This is a genomic window from Herbaspirillum lusitanum, assembly GCF_046025995.1.
GTDB classification, from domain to species: Bacteria; Pseudomonadota; Gammaproteobacteria; order Burkholderiales; family Burkholderiaceae_D; genus Herbaspirillum; species Herbaspirillum lusitanum_A.
Genome location: NZ_JAQQFM010000003.1, coordinates 229,916 through 245,705 on the forward strand (window position 1 = coordinate 229,916; position 15,790 = coordinate 245,705).

18 protein-coding genes are annotated in these 15,790 nt (G+C 62.3%); 8 read left to right on the forward strand and 10 right to left on the reverse strand.

The window, feature by feature from the left end; all coding sequences use genetic code 11:
- Positions 1-104 precede the first annotated feature (104 nt).
- The 3 genes from PQR62_RS06890 to PQR62_RS06900 all read right to left on the reverse strand — a co-directional run bounded on the left by PQR62_RS06890 (position 105) and on the right by PQR62_RS06900 (position 2,264).
- Positions 105-1,037, reverse strand: coding sequence for an HDOD domain-containing protein (locus PQR62_RS06890; RefSeq protein ID WP_408156156.1), 933 nt, complete (start codon positions 1,035-1,037; stop codon positions 105-107).
- 237 nt (positions 1,038-1,274) lie between these two features.
- Positions 1,275-1,724 (reverse strand): DUF1810 domain-containing protein, encoded by a 450-nt coding sequence (locus PQR62_RS06895; RefSeq protein ID WP_408156157.1) that lies wholly within the window; start codon positions 1,722-1,724, stop codon positions 1,275-1,277.
- Positions 1,725-1,889: 165 nt separating this feature from the next.
- On the reverse strand, positions 1,890-2,264 hold the full coding sequence (locus PQR62_RS06900; RefSeq protein WP_408156866.1) for a c-type cytochrome: 375 nt from the start codon (positions 2,262-2,264) through the stop codon (positions 1,890-1,892).
- A 189-nt stretch (positions 2,265-2,453) separates the two neighbouring features.
- On the opposite strand from PQR62_RS06900, the gene PQR62_RS06905 reads away from it, so the two are divergent.
- Entirely contained in the window at positions 2,454-2,699 is a 246-nt protein-coding gene (locus PQR62_RS06905; RefSeq protein WP_408156159.1) for a hypothetical protein, read from the forward strand.
- A gap of 79 nt (positions 2,700-2,778) precedes the next feature.
- On the opposite strand, the gene PQR62_RS06910 is transcribed toward PQR62_RS06905, so the two are convergent.
- Positions 2,779-3,006 carry a hypothetical protein gene (locus PQR62_RS06910; protein ID WP_408156161.1) on the reverse strand — a complete coding sequence of 76 codons (228 nt, stop codon included), beginning with the start codon at positions 3,004-3,006 and terminating at the stop codon, positions 2,779-2,781.
- 159 nt (positions 3,007-3,165) lie between these two features.
- On the opposite strand from PQR62_RS06910, the gene PQR62_RS06915 reads away from it, so the two are divergent.
- Both PQR62_RS06915 and PQR62_RS06920 read left to right on the forward strand, forming a co-directional pair.
- Entirely contained in the window at positions 3,166-3,825 is a 660-nt protein-coding gene (locus PQR62_RS06915) for a thiopurine S-methyltransferase (RefSeq protein ID WP_408156163.1), read from the forward strand.
- A gap of 158 nt (positions 3,826-3,983) precedes the next feature.
- Positions 3,984-4,259: a hypothetical protein gene (locus tag PQR62_RS06920; protein ID WP_408156165.1), complete on the forward strand. Its 276-nt coding sequence runs from the start codon at positions 3,984-3,986 to the stop codon at positions 4,257-4,259.
- Positions 4,260-4,384: 125 nt separating this feature from the next.
- Here PQR62_RS06920 and PQR62_RS06925 read toward each other — a convergent pair whose 3' ends face one another.
- The 3 genes from PQR62_RS06925 to pdxR all read right to left on the reverse strand — a co-directional run bounded on the left by PQR62_RS06925 (position 4,385) and on the right by pdxR (position 7,966).
- Positions 4,385-4,777, reverse strand: coding sequence for a response regulator (locus PQR62_RS06925; protein ID WP_408156166.1), 393 nt, complete (start codon positions 4,775-4,777; stop codon positions 4,385-4,387).
- A gap of 1 nt (position 4,778) precedes the next feature.
- The gene (locus PQR62_RS06930; RefSeq protein ID WP_408156168.1) at positions 4,779-6,257 is read right to left on the reverse strand and encodes an ATPase domain-containing protein; all 1,479 of its coding nucleotides are present in this window, start codon (positions 6,255-6,257) and stop codon (positions 4,779-4,781) included.
- A 242-nt stretch (positions 6,258-6,499) separates the two neighbouring features.
- Positions 6,500-7,966 (reverse strand): MocR-like pyridoxine biosynthesis transcription factor PdxR, encoded by a 1,467-nt coding sequence (gene pdxR / locus PQR62_RS06935; protein ID WP_408156170.1) that lies wholly within the window; start codon positions 7,964-7,966, stop codon positions 6,500-6,502.
- Between the two features lie 141 nt (positions 7,967-8,107).
- Between pdxR and PQR62_RS06940 the strand changes: the two genes are divergently transcribed.
- Entirely contained in the window at positions 8,108-8,821 is a 714-nt protein-coding gene (locus PQR62_RS06940) for a GNAT family N-acetyltransferase (RefSeq protein ID WP_408156172.1), read from the forward strand.
- A gap of 139 nt (positions 8,822-8,960) precedes the next feature.
- Positions 8,961-9,878 (forward strand): DMT family transporter, encoded by a 918-nt coding sequence (locus PQR62_RS06945; RefSeq protein WP_408156174.1) that lies wholly within the window; start codon positions 8,961-8,963, stop codon positions 9,876-9,878.
- A gap of 110 nt (positions 9,879-9,988) precedes the next feature.
- On the opposite strand, the gene PQR62_RS06950 is transcribed toward PQR62_RS06945, so the two are convergent.
- On the reverse strand, positions 9,989-10,909 hold the full coding sequence (locus PQR62_RS06950; protein WP_408156176.1) for a dihydrodipicolinate synthase family protein: 921 nt from the start codon (positions 10,907-10,909) through the stop codon (positions 9,989-9,991).
- A gap of 258 nt (positions 10,910-11,167) precedes the next feature.
- On the opposite strand from PQR62_RS06950, the gene PQR62_RS06955 reads away from it, so the two are divergent.
- The 3 genes from PQR62_RS06955 to PQR62_RS06965 all read left to right on the forward strand — a co-directional run bounded on the left by PQR62_RS06955 (position 11,168) and on the right by PQR62_RS06965 (position 13,422).
- Positions 11,168-12,157: a LysR family transcriptional regulator gene (locus tag PQR62_RS06955; RefSeq protein WP_408156178.1), complete on the forward strand. Its 990-nt coding sequence runs from the start codon at positions 11,168-11,170 to the stop codon at positions 12,155-12,157.
- Between the two features lie 163 nt (positions 12,158-12,320).
- Positions 12,321-13,025, forward strand: coding sequence for an SDR family oxidoreductase (locus PQR62_RS06960; protein ID WP_408156180.1), 705 nt, complete (start codon positions 12,321-12,323; stop codon positions 13,023-13,025).
- A 70-nt stretch (positions 13,026-13,095) separates the two neighbouring features.
- Complete coding sequence (locus PQR62_RS06965; RefSeq protein WP_408156182.1) at positions 13,096-13,422, forward strand: hypothetical protein; 327 nt, start codon at positions 13,096-13,098, stop codon at positions 13,420-13,422.
- 18 nt (positions 13,423-13,440) lie between these two features.
- On the opposite strand, the gene PQR62_RS06970 is transcribed toward PQR62_RS06965, so the two are convergent.
- Positions 13,441-14,934 carry an ABC transporter ATP-binding protein gene (locus tag PQR62_RS06970; RefSeq protein ID WP_408156184.1) on the reverse strand — a complete coding sequence of 498 codons (1,494 nt, stop codon included), beginning with the start codon at positions 14,932-14,934 and terminating at the stop codon, positions 13,441-13,443.
- Positions 14,931-15,782 carry an ABC transporter permease gene (locus PQR62_RS06975; protein ID WP_408156186.1) on the reverse strand — a complete coding sequence of 284 codons (852 nt, stop codon included), beginning with the start codon at positions 15,780-15,782 and terminating at the stop codon, positions 14,931-14,933. Before PQR62_RS06975 ends, PQR62_RS06970 begins: the two co-directional genes overlap by 4 nt.
- Between the last annotated feature and the right edge of the window lie 8 nt (positions 15,783-15,790).

Below are 15,790 nucleotides of genomic sequence, written 5' to 3' on the forward strand. Positions count from 1 at the left end.
CGCTGGGCCGGTCAGGCTGACACCGTCGGACGGGCAAATGAAAACGGCGCCCGCCTGGACGCCGTATCTCTCTTAGCTGCCGCTGAACGGCGGCGGCAGATATGTTATTGCTCGGCCACCGATAAAGTCAGCATCTGACGCGTGGAAGGCAGGCGGCGTGTCTGGATGTGAACGATGCCGCCCCATTCCGCCCAGTAACGGCCTATGCGATCGCACACGGCGACCAGATCTTCCTGCGAGCGCTCGAGACGTTCGGCGCATTTCAGCAGTGCCAGGAAAGCCTTCATGCGGTCGGCGTCGCTGGCGCAGCAGTAGTCGGCGATGGCGGCAGACAAGTTCAGCAGGTCGATCAGCTTGCGTTGACGCGAGCCGACATCGACGCCCGACTCTTCCGGCGCCTCGTGGTGCCATACTGCTTCGCAGAACAGGCGCGGCACATTCCAGTCCTGCATCATGGCGGCCGCCAGATCCAGATGGTTGTAGCCGAAGATGGCCTTCTCCTGTCTGGCCAGTTCAGCGGACGGCAGCGATTGCTGCAGCAGCTTCACATACTCGCCGGAGCCGGTGGAAGTCAGTCCGAGACGGCCGATATTGGCCAGCAGGCCGCTGGCGAACATTTCGGTCGGCGGCACCGCGCCGTAATATTCGGCCAGCGCCTGACCGGCGCAAGCCATGGCCACCGAGCGCGACCAGAAAGCGTCGTAATCGAAGCCGGGGAAGTTTTCGTTGCGCCGGTTGCTGGTCAGTGAAATCGCCAGCGTCAGCTGGCGCACCGCATCCAGGCCGATCATCAGAATCACGTCGATATTGACCGCCACGATCTGGCGCCCCATGTTGACGCCGGCGCCGTTGGCGATCTTGATCAGGCGCCCGGCCAATACCGGATCGGCCTGGATCTGCGAAATCAGATCGGACAGGGAGACATCGTCCTCAGCCTGACACAGGCGCATGATGTTGAGACGTACGCCGCTCGGCGCAGGCAGGTTATCGGCTTTCTTCAATTCTTCCAGGGCTGCTGGATCAACGTAGTTATGCATGGAATTCAATCAAAGGCTGAAAAGGTGGACGGAGCAGGTGAACAGCGATGGAGAGGCACAGCGCCGAGGCGCGCAGGTTTTCCAGATTGTTGTTGCGATCCGGGAAAAATGCAAGAGTGCGGCAGCTCTGGTCAAGGCCTGATGATATCTGACAATCATGGCAGCAGTGCGAAGCTTGCCATAGATTGATAAATTGATCAGCGTGCTCCGTGAGGCGCAGAGTGGTCCGGCCGGCGCTCAGCAGATGGTGCTGCCAGTTTTGAGCCGTGCCAGCGTGCCGCAATCGGGCTCGCCGTCGAAATATTTGCTGATCGCGGCGGCGAACAGATCGACGTCTTGCGCATCGTGCGCGGCGATGCCGAACAGCGTCATCGAGGAGTGAAATTTCAGATCGTCCGGCGCGCCGAAGATGCCGGCGATATCGTCGGCATCAATGCTATTGACCAGCGCCGTACACTGCCGCAGGCGCGGTCCCAGGATAGGATGACGCAGATAGGCGGCGGCTTCGTCGAGCGAGGAGATGGCGAAGCGCCGTGCCGTCTCGCTCCGGCCGAGGCCGGCGACTTGCGGAAAGATGAACCACATCCAGTGGCTGCGTTTGCAGCCGGCCTGCAATTCTGCGCGCACCTGTTCGAACACCGGCGCTTGCGCTTCGACGAAGCGTTGCAACAGATAGGGATCTTTCATCGGCATACTCCGGCAGGATCTTTACATCTTGCGGATTTTACGACCAGAAGTGTTGCCTGTGAGCAGATGTTTTTGAAAAACTGCAGCAGATGAAGCGCAGCAAAGCCATGATGCTGCATGTTTGGCAATACTGCGCGGCTTGGTGCGCGCAGCATATGTAATGTTCTATCCGGCGCTGCGCAGATAGGCCAGCAGATTGTCGATCTGCTTATCGCTGCCGATCCCGAAGAACCGCATCTTGTTGCCGGGAACGACCTCATCGGGCGACTTGATGAAGGCGCGCAATGTATCCTCGGTCCAGACGATGCCGGAGCTCCTCATCGCCGGTGAATATTTGAAGTCGCTGGTGCTGCCGGCGCGGCGCCCGATCACGCCGCTCAGTTGCGGGCCGAAACCGGCACGTGCCGAGGGGCCGACCTGATGGCAGCTGGCGCATTTGGCAAAGGCGCTTTTGCCGGCCACAGCATCGCCGGCGGCCAGGGCCGGCTGCGCCAGGCCGGTAAAAATGGCGAGCAGCAGAAAGAGACTTGTCGGTTTCATCATATTGCCGTGTTGCTCATGTGGATGGTGGCGCCGGGCAGGCATGGCAGGTACGCATGTCTGACAGTAATCAGCGGCATTCGCCGTCATTTCCGCCGCGCCCGCGATCGCCTATAATCCCAGCCTGGAGACAATGTTTCGATAAGCGGATGATGCTGTATGTCAACGCCCGAATCCGATGGAGCTGCAATGGCTTTATATTTTAAAAACAAGGCGCGCAAGACTTTCATGGGCGCGCCGGTAGGTTGGCCGCTGATGTTCGGTGCCGCGCTGGCGCTGGCCGTAGCGCTGTTGATGTTCCTGTCCGACCATCCGGTTTCGGCTTGCGTACTGCTGTATCCCCCGACCGCATTGTTCGTGGCGATGTATGTGGATAGCCGCCGGGAAAGATTGTCCGGCAGCAAAAAAACGTCGGAGCGCAAGGCCAGGGTCTGAAGAAAGACCGGGGCCGGGTGGAAAGGGACGACACACACTACACACTACCGGTTTCAGTCACAGGCCGCGGCGACTCAGTTCACAGTTCAGCCGTGGTTCTGATCACGGTCACGCGGCTGATCAGAAATTCCCCATCTATCACCACCCGATGCGGGGTGCCCAGCACATTGAAGCCGGGGCCGCCGTCATCCAGCCATTGCTCGGCCAGCGCATCGAATTCCTGCGGATTGATTTTCAGCATCTGCGCGCTGATCACGAACTGCGCGCCGGCTTTTTGTTTCTTGACGAAATCCTGAAGCGAACTCATGAATTTTTCCTTCGTAGTGCGGTAACGATTGAGGCCGCCAATGATAAAGCGTTTTGTCGCCGCCATGCAGGCGCATTCCACTTCGACCGCGCGCATCGGCGGCGCTCGTTACAATAGCGGCGATCTGTGTCATCACCCATCAATGAAAAAAGGATAAGCATGGACGCCGATTTCTGGCTGCAACGCTGGCGCGAAGGCCGCACGCATTTTCATCAAAGCCGCGTCACGCCGCTGCTGCAGAAGTACTGGCCGTCGCTGGAGCTGCCGGCCGGCGGCCGGGTGCTGGTGCCGCTGTGCGGCAAGTCGCTGGATATGGCCTGGCTGGCGCAGCAAGGTTTTGAAGTGCTCGGGATCGAGCTGTCGCAACTGGCGGTCGAGCAGTTCTTCGCAGAAGCCGATGTGCAGCCGACGATCACGCAATCGGCTTTCGGTAGTCATTACGTGGCCGGCAACATTGAAATCATCTGCGGCGACATCTTTGCACTGGACCGCGCCTTGCTGTCGACCTGCGTCGGCGTCTATGACCGCGCTGCGCTGGTGGCCCTGCCTGCCGACATGCGCGAGCGCTATGTGCGTCACGTCTACGGCCAGTTGTCGGATCAATATCGCGGCGTGCTGATCACCCTGGATTATCCGCAGCAGCAGATGGATGGTCCGCCGTTCTCGCTGGCCGATGCCGAAGTGCAGGCCATCTATGCACCGCATTCCACGGCGCAGATCATTGACCGCCGCGACATTCTGGACAAGGAGCCCAAGTTTCTCGCGGCCGGCGTCAGCCGGCTCGACACAGTGGTCTATCGCTTGCAGGCCAGTCGCTGATTCGGTTCTTGAACCCGTTTGCGGCGCCGTGCGTCAATTTGCCACAGGCCGCTTTGCGGCCATGCCTTTATACTTGCGGACTTCGTCATCGGTTTTGCCGGCAGCACTGTTGCCGTTTTTGTATTTTTTGTTCTTCATTTTGCCCTCAGGCATCCATCATGTCCGACCGATCTTCCGCCAGCGTTCCGCATCCCGTGCGCCTGACCAGCCTGCAGACCTTCATGCTGCTGGTGGCGGTCTGCGTCGTGCTGTGCGCGGGCGTGTGGATGATCGCCACCGATATGGGGCGCGTGCCCATCTCGTATCTCATGGAAATTTGCACCACCGGCGAAGTGCCGGGCAAGGCCGGCGAGACGAATGTGCAAAGCGTGCAGGGCGGGCAAAATGAGGCGGCTCCCAGGACGATCACGGTGCCGCTGAACAACAGTCGCTGAGCGCGGCTGCATCATGTCTGTCAGCTGAATCGCCGGCGCTTCTTGTTTTACTTTTCTTCTGGTTCCAATTCACTGGAGTATGTGGCATCGGGCGCCAGGCGCCGACTGCTGCATAGCCCTCCGCATCATTTACGCTGCAACAATCTCTTCACTTCCGTCAACAGCGTTTCAAACATGACCGGTTTCTTCAGAAACAGGTCATGCCGCGAGTGGCTCAGCTTGTGCAGTTCCGGCGCGCCGCTGCACAGGATGATGGGGATGTCGCCGTGCGAAGACATATTGCGCACGCGCTCGCACATCTCGACGCCGCCCATCATTGGCATCATGCAATCGGAGACGATGATGTCCGGTGTCTGCAGCATGATTTTCGCCAAAGCCTCGGAGCCGTTACCGGCTGTCATCACCTCGAAATCATGCAGCTCGAACAGCATGGCATAGGTTTCGGTGATGTCGATCTCATCGTCCACGACGAGGATCAGCGGTTTGGGAGGCGGCGCCCCTGAACTGGAACTGATCATATTACTGTCCGTCGTCACCGCGGCTGGATCTGATGATCGTCACCGGGCCGTTGATCGAGATGCCGTTATCGGAGATATTCATGACCCGATTGGCGCCGTCGTAGCCGTTTTCGCGCAGCTTCATGACTGAAATCTGGCGTTGATTCACTTCGTCACGTGCGACGTATTCCAGCAGCATCACGTTTTCGTACAGCTGTGACGAGGATGGATCGGCGCTGGGCCGCGACTCACGGAAATAAGGCAGTTGTTCGGTGAACATGCTGGTCACGCCGCGTGCCCGCAATTCATTGGTCAGCGCCACCAGGAAGGAGCGATTGCGGCCCGGCTGCATGACGATGTTGCGCATGCCTTCGACGCCGTCGATCAGCAGACGCGTCACGCCGCGGCGCGCGATATTGTCCAGCAGGCGCTTGGCCAGATCGTCGCCCAAAGTCTCGAGCGGCAGTTGCCAGATCATTTCCAGATCGCCACCGGCCAGCCCGGCATCGATATTCATGCCGGCCTTCTTGGCCTTGGCGGTGAGCCGTTCCGGGGATTCGTAAAAGCCGACGATCAGACATTTTTGCCGGTCTTTCAGACCTTGCTCGATAAAGTGCAGACCCATCAGCGTCTTGCCGACGCCGGGGCTGCCCAGCAGGCAGGTGACCGAGCCGCTGACCACGCCGCCGCCGATGCAGGTATCCCAGGAAGGAATGCCGACGCTGACGTATTCGCCGGAAGTGCCAGGCACCTTGTTCTGGCGCGTCGCCACCGCTTCGAAACGGGGGAAGATCTCGATACCGTTCTGATTGATCTCAAACACATGCTTGCCCAGCATGTGATTGGCGCCGCGAATCTTGAACACCTTGATCTCGCGGATCAGCTGCATGCCGTGTTCGTACTGGCTGAGCTCGATCAGGCCATCGACCAGGGTGTTTTCCGATTCGGGAATATTGCCTTCCACCGGCGACAGCAGCAGCGTGGTGCAGTTCATGGTGAACACCAGTGAATTGAGCGCATGCATGAACTCTGACAGGTTCAGGTCCGAGGGACCCGAATCGCGCACCGAGCGGAAACCGTCGACGATCAGCACGCCCGGACGATGCTCGCTGAGCGCTGCCGTGATCAGCTTGAGCAGACCGCGCAAGCCTTCATTGGCAAGGCTGTTGTAAGCGCTGAACATGATCAGCTGATTGCCGACCAGCGACTCGTCGAAGAAGTCGAAATTGCTGACGTGGTTCAGCATCTTGGCGTGCGACTCGGCAATCAGCGTCAGCAGCATCACCTTCTTGCCGCGCGCCGCCTGCATGAATCCGATCTGGCAAGCCAGGGTGGTCTTGCCGCTGCCGGCCAGGCCCTGAATCAGATACAGGCTACCCTCAGGCAAGCCGCCGCCGAGAATCTGATCGAAGCCTGCAATGCCGGTAGCCAGCAGCGGAATGCGATTCGGTTTCTCTGTCATGGCCGCGACCGGTTTTTCTATATGTTGTTTGTCCGTCATGAAAGATCCGACCCTGATTGATTTGATTTGCGGAAAAGACAATATTTTTTGGTTCATTATACTTCCGCGATTGAAGCTCCTATATGGCGTCAATTGCCTGCGGAAGTTGCATGTCAGGACAAAAATTTATGAGAGCGGCAGGGCTGCGGGCAGGAGGACTCTGCCGTTGCGGCAGTGAGCGGCAAGATGATGATGTTCTGATATCGCTTTGTGCTGTTGAGCTGCGGCTACCGGCCGTTCGTTCACGTGCCGCGCCAGGCGCGCGCCAGTACTTTTACTGCGGCCCCGATGCTGTCTTCATCGACGCCGCCGAAGCCCAGCACCAGACCATATTGCATGGGCAACTCCGGCAGGCAGAAGCGGCTCAGTGATTCGACTTCGATGCCGGCTTCCAGTGCGAGCGCCATCAGTTGCTCCTGTTTGCGTTTGCCGGCTAGTCTGATCATGCAATGCAGGCCGGCGTCGATCACAGGCAGACTGAGGCCGCCGGGCAGATGTTTTTCCCAGGCGGTCACCAGCGCATCGCGGCGGGCGCGGCTCGCGCGGCGCATGCGCGCCACATGACGGCGGAAATGCCCCTGCGCGATGAACTGCGCCACCACCGCCTGCTCCGGCGCCGGTGAATGGCGGTCGTGCTGCAGGCGCAGCCGGATCAGCGGCTCCGCCAGAGCGTGAGGCGCCACGATGTAGCCCAGCCGCAGACCGGGGAAAGTGATCTTGGAAAAAGTGCCCATGTAGATCACGCGGCCGCTGCGGTCGAGTGAGGCGAGCAAGGCCAGCGGCGTGCCGCTGTAGCGGTATTCCCCGTCGTAATCGTCTTCCAGAATGAAGCTGCCTCTGGCCTCGGCCCAGGACAGCAGTTCCAGTCGCCGCGCCAGCGACAGCGTGACGCCGGTCGGATACTGATGCGAGGGCGTGACGTACGCCAGACGCGCCTCCGGTTGCGCATGCAATTGCGCTGCCACCAGCCCCTGTTCATCCACATCGATGCCGCAGATGCGCGCGCCGGCCAGCCGCATGGCGGAGGCGGCGCGCGGATAACCGGGGTTTTCCATCGCCGCCAGTTCACCCGGATTGAGCAGCAATTGGGCGCACATGGTGATCGCCTGCTGGGTGCCGGCGGTCAGGATGATCTGATCCGGCTCGCACACCAGGCCACGCGCATGACGCAGATGGCGTGCCAGCATTTCGCGCAGCAGCGGGTCGCCGGCGGCGTCGCCGTAACTGATGCCGGCCGGCGTGGCGCGTCGCCAGAAGTCGGCCTGCAGGCGCGCCCAGATCGCCGTCGGAAACAGATCCAGCGCCGGCACCCCGAGGCGGAAGGCGCGCGGCGCGCCGGTCGGCGAAAACGCCGTGCTCAGCCCCGCCAGTCTTTGCCCCAGCTGCGATAGCTGCGGCGGACTTTCCTGCTTCTTCGGCGCCGGCCGCAGCGCGATTTCAGTGGCCGGCGCCGAGACATAGGTGCCGTCGCCGACGCGCGCGCTGATATAGCCCTCGGCATACAGTTGCTCGTAGGCGCGAACCGCCGTGGTGCGCGAGATGTTCAGACTGAGCGCCAGCTCGCGGGTGGTCGGCAGGCGCGCCTCGGCCTCGATGCGTCCGCTCAGAATGCGCTCGCGCAGCGTCTGGTAAAGCTGGCTGGCGAGGCCGCCGGTAGCGGCGAACTCCAGGTCGGTCGGATCGAATGAGAAGGGGGCGGGTTTGTTCATGGCGGAGTCCGGCTGCGGAATCGGTGCGACATCCAAATCGGGGGAATCGGATTGGTCTCATCAAATCAATTCATATTGGCTATTTTTGCAGACCAAAAATACCAGTAATCTGGCTGCGTCATCAACCAATTTCAACTCATCATGCCGCTCAATCCGCAAGGCCAGCCCATCGGCGAACCGCTCCCAGAATGGACCGCGCGTCCTTTTCCTTCGCTCACGCCGATCGCCGGCCGCTTCTGCCGCGTCGAACCCCTGGATATCGAACGCCACAGCGCCGATCTGTTCGAGGCCAATTCGGATGACGAGACCGGCAGCCACTGGACCTATCTGTTCACCGATGCGCCGCCCGATCTGGCGGCCTACCGCACCTGGGCGGCCGGCATGCTGGCCGGCCGCGATCCCATGCCTTTCGCCATCATCGACCAGGCCAGCGGCAAGGCCATAGGCGTGGCTTCGTACATGCGCATCGACCCCGCCTCGGGGGCGCTGGAAATCGGGCACATCAATTATTCGCCGCGCCTGCAACGCACACCGGCCGCGACCGAGGCCATGTATCTGCTGATGCGGCGTGCCTTCGACGAGCTGGGTTATCGGCGCTACGAGTGGAAATGCGACAGCCTCAATGCACCGTCGCGCGCAGCGGCGGCGCGTTATGGTTTCAGCTTTGAGGGCATTTTCCGCAAGGCGCTGGTGTACAAGAAACGCAGCCGCGACACCGCCTGGTTCGCCATCATCGACAGCGACTGGCCGCGCGTCCGGGCCGGTTTCGAGCAATGGCTGGCGGCCGGCAATTTTGACGAACAGGGCCAGCAGCGCCGCCGCCTGTCCGATTGCATGGCCGCCGCAGCAGCCTGATACTGCCGCAGCATGCGGCATGGCATCGCGCCTGATGCCTTGCCGCGTGTCAAGAATGCGCAGCAATGAGATGATGGCGCAGCGCGGCGGCAGGAATGGGGCCGCCGCGCATGACCACCATCATCCGAATGGAGCATGCATGCGAGAAACCACTCTGCCGATGCGCCAGGCCTTGTTGCTGCTGGCGCTGGTAGTGCTGATCTGGGGCACGACCTGGCCGGTCAATAAGGCCAGCCTGAGTTACCTCACGCCGATCTGGGGCGCTGCAATCCGTTCGATGATCGGCGCCTTCGCCCTGCTGCTGATCTGCCTCGGGCGCGGTCGTCTGCGCTTTCCGCCGCGCGGCGACTGGCCGGTGGTGTGCAGCGTCAGCCTGCTGCACATGTCGATCTATTCCATGCTGTGCAATATCGGTCTGCAGCACGTCGGCGCCGGCCGTTCGGTGGTGCTGGCCTTCACTACGCCGCTGTGGGTGGCGCCGGGCGCGCGCCTGTTTCTGGGCGAACCGCTGACCGCGCGCCGCCTGATCGGCGCCGTGCTGGGTTTGCTGGGCCTGTTGCTGATCTTCAATCCGCTAAGCTTCGACTGGGGCAATGCCGAAGCGGTGCAGGGCAACGGCCTGATTCTGCTCGGCGCGATTTTCTGGGCCGCCAGCATTCTGTATGTGCGCGGCCATCGCTGGATCAGCGAACCCTTCGATCTGCTGTTCTGGCAAGCCTTGCTGGCCAGTTGCGTGCTGACGCCGAGCGCTTTTTTGCTGGAAGGCCCACCCGATTTTTCATGGTCGCCGCTGCTGCTGACGCAGCTGCTCTACAGCGGCGCCTTCGGTATCGCCATCGCTTACTGGGCCATCAACAAGGTCAATCAGGCGCTGCCGGCCATGACCACTTCGCTCGGTCTGCTGGGGGTGCCGGTGTTCGGTATCGTGTGTTCCGCGCTGACGCTGGGCGAAGCGCTGGAGCCCAGTCTGCTGGCGGCGATGGCGCTGATCATTTGCGGCATCGCGCTGGGCGCCTTGCCGCAGCGTACGGTAAAGCCGGCGCCGCGTTCACCCTGAAATCTGCTGCGGCCACTTCTCGCGCACCCATGAAAAATCCGGCAAACGCCTTACAGCGCTTGCCGGATTTTTTGTTGCCGGAGGAGGCCGGCGTCATGCCTCTTGCGAGCTTACTTGCCCCAGCTCAGCACCAGCGGATCGAGACGGCGCGCCACGCGCAGCAGACCTTCGCGCACCTTGGGATGCATGGGCGCCAATGGATGACGCACCATGTCCGACTTGATCACGCCGCCTTCTTTCATCAGCGTCTTGCAGGCGGCCAGACCGCACTGGCGGTTTTCGTAATTGATCAGCGGCAGCCATTGCATGTACAGGTCTGCGGCCTTCTCGGTGTCGCCGGCGGCATACGCATCGACGATCTTGCGGATACCGTCGGGATAGGCGCCGCCGGTCATGGCGCCGGTGGCGCCGGCGTCGAAGTCGGGGATCAGCGTGATCGCTTCTTCGCCGTCCCAGGGGCCGACCACGGCATCGCCGCCCAGCTCGATCAGCTCGCGCAGCTTGGAAGCGGCGCCGGCGGTTTCAATCTTGAAGTAGGACACGTTCTTCACTTCCTTGGCCAGCTTGGCGAGGAATGGCGCCGACAGCGGCGTGCCGGCCACCGGCGCATCCTGAATCATGATCGGGATATCGATGGCGTCGGAAACGCGACCGAAGAATTCCTGAATCTGGCGTTCCGAGACGCGGATGGTGGCGCCATGGTAAGGCGGCATGATCATGACCATCGCGGCGCCGGCGTTCTGCGCGGCGCGGCTGCGTTCGGCGCAGATGTCGGTGCTGAAATGGGTGGTGGTGACGATCACCGGCACGCGGCCCGCCACGTGATTGAGCACGGTGTCCTGCACCTGAATGCGCTCGGCATCGGTCAGCACGAACTGTTCCGAGAAGTTGGCCAGGATACAGATGCCGTTGGAGCCGGCGTCGATCATGAAATCGATGGCGCGCTTCTGGCCTTCCAGGTCGAGGCGGCCGTTGTCGTCGAAAACGGTGGGCGCGACCGGAAATACGCCGCGATAGATGGTATTGGCCATGAATGTGTGTCCCTGTAAGTTGTTGTACTGTGAGCCTCGCGCGGGATCGCCCTGGAGCGCAAGGTGGCGATCGGTCATGAGGTCGAGCGAATATACGGCGCTCGCCGCAGCCTGTATAGTGAAGACTTTCCATCACGTGATCGCTTTTACGACTCAGTCCGCCGATACTGGGCTGCAGGGCTGAAATTGGCCGCAAAGCGATCCGGATCAAGCGCGCAGCTCACGGTTTCCGACCCGCCCAACCCCGTCGCCATGCTCATGAACCAGAACGTCAAACAGAACATCAACAGCCTGCTGTCGCGCCTGCGCATGAAGCAGTTGCAATTGCTGATTGCGCTGGAAGACCATAAATCGCTGCACAAGGCCTCGTCTGCCATGGCGATGACGCAGTCGGCCGCCAGCAAGGCGCTGGCCGAACTGGAATCGATGTTCGACGGCCAGCTGTTCGAGCGCACCAAGGCCGGGCTGATCCCGAATGAGTTCGGCCGCTGTGTGACGCGTTACGCGCGGCTGCTGAGCACCGACCTCAGCGCGCTGTGCGACGAGATGGCGCAGATCCGCTCCGGCAGCGGCGGCCGGCTGGCGGTGGGCGCCATCATGGGGGCGGTGCCCGATCTGATCGTGCCGGCCGTCAACGAACTGCACCGGCGCTATCCGGAACTCTCGATCGACATCATCGAAGACACCAGCGTGCACATGCTGGCGCTGCTCGACGACGGCCACATCGATCTGCTGGTGGGACGCTCGGGCGTGTCGGATCATCCCTCCAAATACCATTACCAGCCGCTCAGCGACGAGCCGCTGTCGGTGGTGGTGGCCAGCGACCACGCGCCCATGGACGAGCACGAAGTCAGCCTGGCCGAACTCAGGGAGCATCGCTGGGTGACCTACCCCAGCCACATGCCGATGCACGCGGTGCTGGAGCGCGAGATGGATCTGGCCGGCCTGAGCATGCCGCTCAACTGCATCTCCACCGCCTCCACCTTTGTGACGGTGGCGGTGCTGCAGCAATGCAATGACGTGGTCTCCATCCTGCCGACCAGCGTGGCCGACATGTTCGCGCGGCGCGGCATTCTGCGTATCCTGCCGGTCAGGCTGAAATCGCTGTCGCAGACTTTCGGCATCGTCACGCGCAAGGGCGGCGACCTGTCGCCCTCGGCGCGCAAGTTTGTCGAATTGCTGACGGAGCGGGCGGGCGGTCAGGGCTGGGGCAGCCATGCCGAAGCGGGCAGTGCACGCGGCGGCTGATGAGAATGGGCCGGCTGAGCCGACGCGCCGCGTCGTCGCCGGGCTGAACGAAAGCCGGCAAAATGTTAGGCTTGCGGCCTCGGTCGGGTGCAAACCAGTTCAAGTTCAAATCAAGTTGAAATCAAGTCCGGATGGCATTCCGGATCACAGCAAAGGAGCGGTAATGAGTTCAGGAAAAGTAGCGGTCATCGTCGGTGGCGGCAGCGGCATGGGCGCCGGCGCGGCGGAGCGTCTGAAGCAGGATGGTTTCGAGATCGCGATTCTGTCTTCGTCCGGCAAGGGCGAGGTATTGGCGCAGAAGTTCGGCGGACTTGGCATCACCGGTTCCAACCGCTCGCAGGACGATCTGCAGAAACTGAGCGATGCCTGCATGCAGCGCTGGGGGCGCATCGACGTGCTGGTCAACAGCGCCGGCCACGGTCCCAAGGGGCAGTTGCTGGCCTTGAGCGATGAAGACTGGCTGCTGGGCATGGAGGTGTATCTGATGAATGTGGTGCGCACCACGCGCCTGTTCGCACCGATCATGGAGCAGCAGGGCAGCGGCGCCATCATCAATATTTCCAGCTTTTCGGCGGTCGAGCCGTCCGGCACTTTTCCGACTTCGAGCGTGTTCCGCGCCGGCCTGTCGGCCTACACCCGCCTGTTCGCCGAGAAGTACGCTCCGGCGAATGTGCGCATGAACAATGTGCTGCCCGGCTTCATCGACAGCCTGCCGGAAAAGCCCGGCATCAAGGAACAGATTCCGATGGCGCGCTACGGCAAGGTGAGCGAAGTCGCGGCGCTGATTTCGCATCTGGCGTCGGATGCCGCGGCCTACATCACCGGCCAGAACATCCGTATCGACGGCGGCATTACACGCTCGCTGTAATCCTTCAGGGGCCTGCGGGAACGGAGGTCGTCTCCATTCCCGCAGCGCCGCGAATCACCGGCAGACCATCATGGCGCCTCGTTTTCACTACTCCGTCTACGTCATCGAACTGTCGTCCGACGTCATGTACGAGGCGCGCTTTCGCAAGGCCAATCCGGACTACGTCAGCGGCAAGCCCTGCGTCTATGTCGGCATGACCGGAATCAATGTCGATCAGCGTTTCGACAAGCACAAGGCCGGCATCCAATCCAATCGTTTCGTGCGCGAATTCGGCTTGCGCCTGCTGCCCAAACTCTACGAAATGTACAACCCCATGCCCTACGAAGGCGCGCGCGAGATGGAAGTCGAACTCGCCATCGGTCTGCGCGAAAGCGGCTACGGCGTCTGGCAAGCCTGAGTACGCTGCTGCGTGATCTCAGTTCAGGTGCAGCGCCAGTTCACGATCTGCCAGATGGCCGGCGATCCGGCGGTCGTGCGTCACCAGCAGCACCGCGCACTCATTGGCCTGCGCATGTTCCTTCAGCAATTGCAGCGTCTCCTGCTGCGTGATCGGATCGAGCCGCGAGGTCGGTTCGTCGGCGAAGATCAGCGCCGGCTTCAGCATCAGCACACGCGCCAGCGCAAAGCGCTGCAATTCGCCGCCCGACACCTGAGACGGCAAACGATCCAGCAAGCCTGGTCGCAGCCGCAGACGTTCCAGCATGGTCTGCAATTCCTGCCGGCCCAGCCGGTGCAATTTCAGCAGATCCTGCAAGGCGCAGCGCAGGGTGATGCCCGGCGCAAAGGCGGCCGTCGGATCCTGATAAATCTTTTGCATGGCGAAGCGCGCCAGTCCGGTCCGGCGTTGCACCCGGCCGCGATCCGGCTGTGCCAGACCGAGCACGATATTGCCTAGCGTGGTCTTGCCCGAGCCGCTGGGGCCGGTGATCGAAACGAACTCGCCGCGCCGGATGGCGAGGTTGATGTCGCTCAACAGCGGCTGCGCGCCGAAGCCTTTGGCGACGTCCTGCATTCGCACGATGACGGCATCATCGTCCTGCGCCCTATCTTCATCCGCCTCCAGCGTCGGCACTATGCGCTGCGTCCAGTTGGCCGGATCGGCTGCCAGCAGACGCCGCGTGTAGGCGTGCTGCGGGCGGCTGAGAATCTGTTCCGCCGGCCCTTGCTCGACGATGCGGCCGTCCAGCATCACCGCAACCTGGCCGCCCAGCGCACGCGCCAGCCAGACATCGTGCGTGATGGTCAGCAGACCGATCCGATCCACCAGTGCAGTGCGCAGCAATTGCAGCACCTCGGCGCGGCGCTCATGATCCAGCCCCTTGGTCGGCTCGTCGATGATCATCAGCGGTGCGCCGGCTGCATGCGTGGCAAGGAAGGCGATGCGCTGCGCCATGCCGCCTGAAATCATGTGCGGATATTTGTGCGAGGCCGCTTGCAGACCCAGGCTGCGCAGCGCCCGGGCCGTCAGTTCGCGTGCGCGCACTCGGGTCGCGCGCAGGGTCTCGTTCTGGCTATCGGCCGCGGGTTGCCCGACCAGCTGGTAAGTCTCGGCAATCTGCTGGCCGACGCGCATGGTGGGATCGAGCGCCAGCCACGGTTCTTGCGGCAGCAGACCGATCTCGCGACCCCACAGCGCATGGCGTGAACTCTGGGCCGCTGCCTGCGAGCGATGCGCGCCGATCTGCAGCGCGCCGCTGCATTGCAGGCCGGGCGACAGATTGCCCATCACGGCTTGTGCCAGCAGCGATTTGCCGGAGCCGCTTTCGCCGAGCAGCGTCAGCGCACTGCCTGCCGCAATCTGCAACGAAATGTCTTGCACCAGCGTCTGCGAGCGGCTGAAGACGGACAGCGCCTCGATCTCCAGTGCCATCGCTGTCGTGCCGGTCCTGTGTTGAGAGGATGCGTTCATGGATTTTCCTCCTGCCGTGCGCGCGCCAGCAGCACCAGACCCAGCAGCGTCATGAACAGCATCAGCACCGGGGCGCCGATCAGCCAAGGCGCTTCGCTGTAGTACGGCAGCAGTTCTATCATCATCACGCCCAGTTCAGGCGTGGGCGGTTGCAGTCCGACGCCGACGAAGCCGAGTGCCGACATCGCCAGCACCGCGCCGGCCAGGCCGAATCGCATCAGTGTGAAGATGCGCGGCAACAGCACCGGCAGCAGATGGCGGCGCACGATGTAGCCAGGCCCGAAGCCCAGCAGGCGCGAGGCTTCCACCTGCGGACTGGCCAGCAGGATGTGGCTGGCGGCACGCACCACGCGGAAATATTCCACCCACAGCGCCAGCGAAATGCCGACGTACAGCGGCCAGAACTGACCCGGCGCGAAGGCCGCCAGCAACAGCACCAGCAGCAGGCCGGGCAAGGCCAGCACGGCATCGGCCAGTGCGGTCAGCAGGCGTTCGGTCCAGCCGCCGCACCATGCGGCGGCGATGCCGATCAGGGCGCCGGGAATCGCCGCGCTCAGCACGCTCAGCAGCGCCATGCTGAGCGACAGCCGGGTCGCATGCGCCAGTCGCGCCAGCATGCTGCGGCCCAGTTGATCCATGCCCAGCGGTTGCGCCCAGCTCGGTGCTTCCAGAAAGCGCGTCAGTTGCTGTCGCGCCGGATCGATATCGATCAGCCACGGGCCGAGCAGGGCGAAGGCGGCGATCAGCGTCAGCAGCAGCGCACCTGCGCCGCGTGAGGACAGCAGAAAATCGCGCAGCGGGAAGCGTGCCGGTTCCGCTATCAGCGCCGGGCCGGCGAGGGAAGACATGTCGGAAT

Bases quoted from the DNA above. Each gene is read 5' to 3' on its own strand.
- PQR62_RS06910 (WP_408156161.1), bottom strand. From the start codon at position 3,006: ATGAGTTCGCTTCAGGATTTCGTCAAGAAACAAAAAGCCGGCGCGCAG.
- PQR62_RS06960 (WP_408156180.1), top strand. From the start codon at position 12,321: ATGAGTTCAGGAAAAGTAGCGGTCATCGTCGGTGGCGGCAGCGGCATG.
- PQR62_RS06900 (WP_408156866.1), bottom strand. From the start codon at position 2,264: ATGAAACCGACAAGTCTCTTTCTGCTGCTCGCCATTTTTACCGGCCTG.
- PQR62_RS06930 (WP_408156168.1), bottom strand. From the start codon at position 6,257: ATGACGGACAAACAACATATAGAAAAACCGGTCGCGGCCATGACAGAG.
- PQR62_RS06925 (WP_408156166.1), bottom strand. From the start codon at position 4,777: ATGATCAGTTCCAGTTCAGGGGCGCCGCCTCCCAAACCGCTGATCCTC.
- PQR62_RS06940 (WP_408156172.1), top strand. From the start codon at position 8,108: ATGCCGCTCAATCCGCAAGGCCAGCCCATCGGCGAACCGCTCCCAGAA.
- PQR62_RS06950 (WP_408156176.1), bottom strand. From the start codon at position 10,909: ATGGCCAATACCATCTATCGCGGCGTATTTCCGGTCGCGCCCACCGTT.
- PQR62_RS06965 (WP_408156182.1), top strand. From the start codon at position 13,096: ATGGCGCCTCGTTTTCACTACTCCGTCTACGTCATCGAACTGTCGTCC.
- PQR62_RS06955 (WP_408156178.1), top strand. From the start codon at position 11,168: ATGAACCAGAACGTCAAACAGAACATCAACAGCCTGCTGTCGCGCCTG.
- PQR62_RS06975 (WP_408156186.1), bottom strand. From the start codon at position 15,782: ATGTCTTCCCTCGCCGGCCCGGCGCTGATAGCGGAACCGGCACGCTTC.
- PQR62_RS06915 (WP_408156163.1), top strand. From the start codon at position 3,166: ATGGACGCCGATTTCTGGCTGCAACGCTGGCGCGAAGGCCGCACGCAT.
- PQR62_RS06905 (WP_408156159.1), top strand. From the start codon at position 2,454: ATGGCTTTATATTTTAAAAACAAGGCGCGCAAGACTTTCATGGGCGCG.
- pdxR (WP_408156170.1), bottom strand. From the start codon at position 7,966: ATGAACAAACCCGCCCCCTTCTCATTCGATCCGACCGACCTGGAGTTC.
- PQR62_RS06890 (WP_408156156.1), bottom strand. From the start codon at position 1,037: ATGCATAACTACGTTGATCCAGCAGCCCTGGAAGAATTGAAGAAAGCC.
- PQR62_RS06945 (WP_408156174.1), top strand. From the start codon at position 8,961: ATGCGAGAAACCACTCTGCCGATGCGCCAGGCCTTGTTGCTGCTGGCG.
- PQR62_RS06970 (WP_408156184.1), bottom strand. From the start codon at position 14,934: ATGAACGCATCCTCTCAACACAGGACCGGCACGACAGCGATGGCACTG.
- PQR62_RS06920 (WP_408156165.1), top strand. From the start codon at position 3,984: ATGTCCGACCGATCTTCCGCCAGCGTTCCGCATCCCGTGCGCCTGACC.
- PQR62_RS06895 (WP_408156157.1), bottom strand. From the start codon at position 1,724: ATGAAAGATCCCTATCTGTTGCAACGCTTCGTCGAAGCGCAAGCGCCG.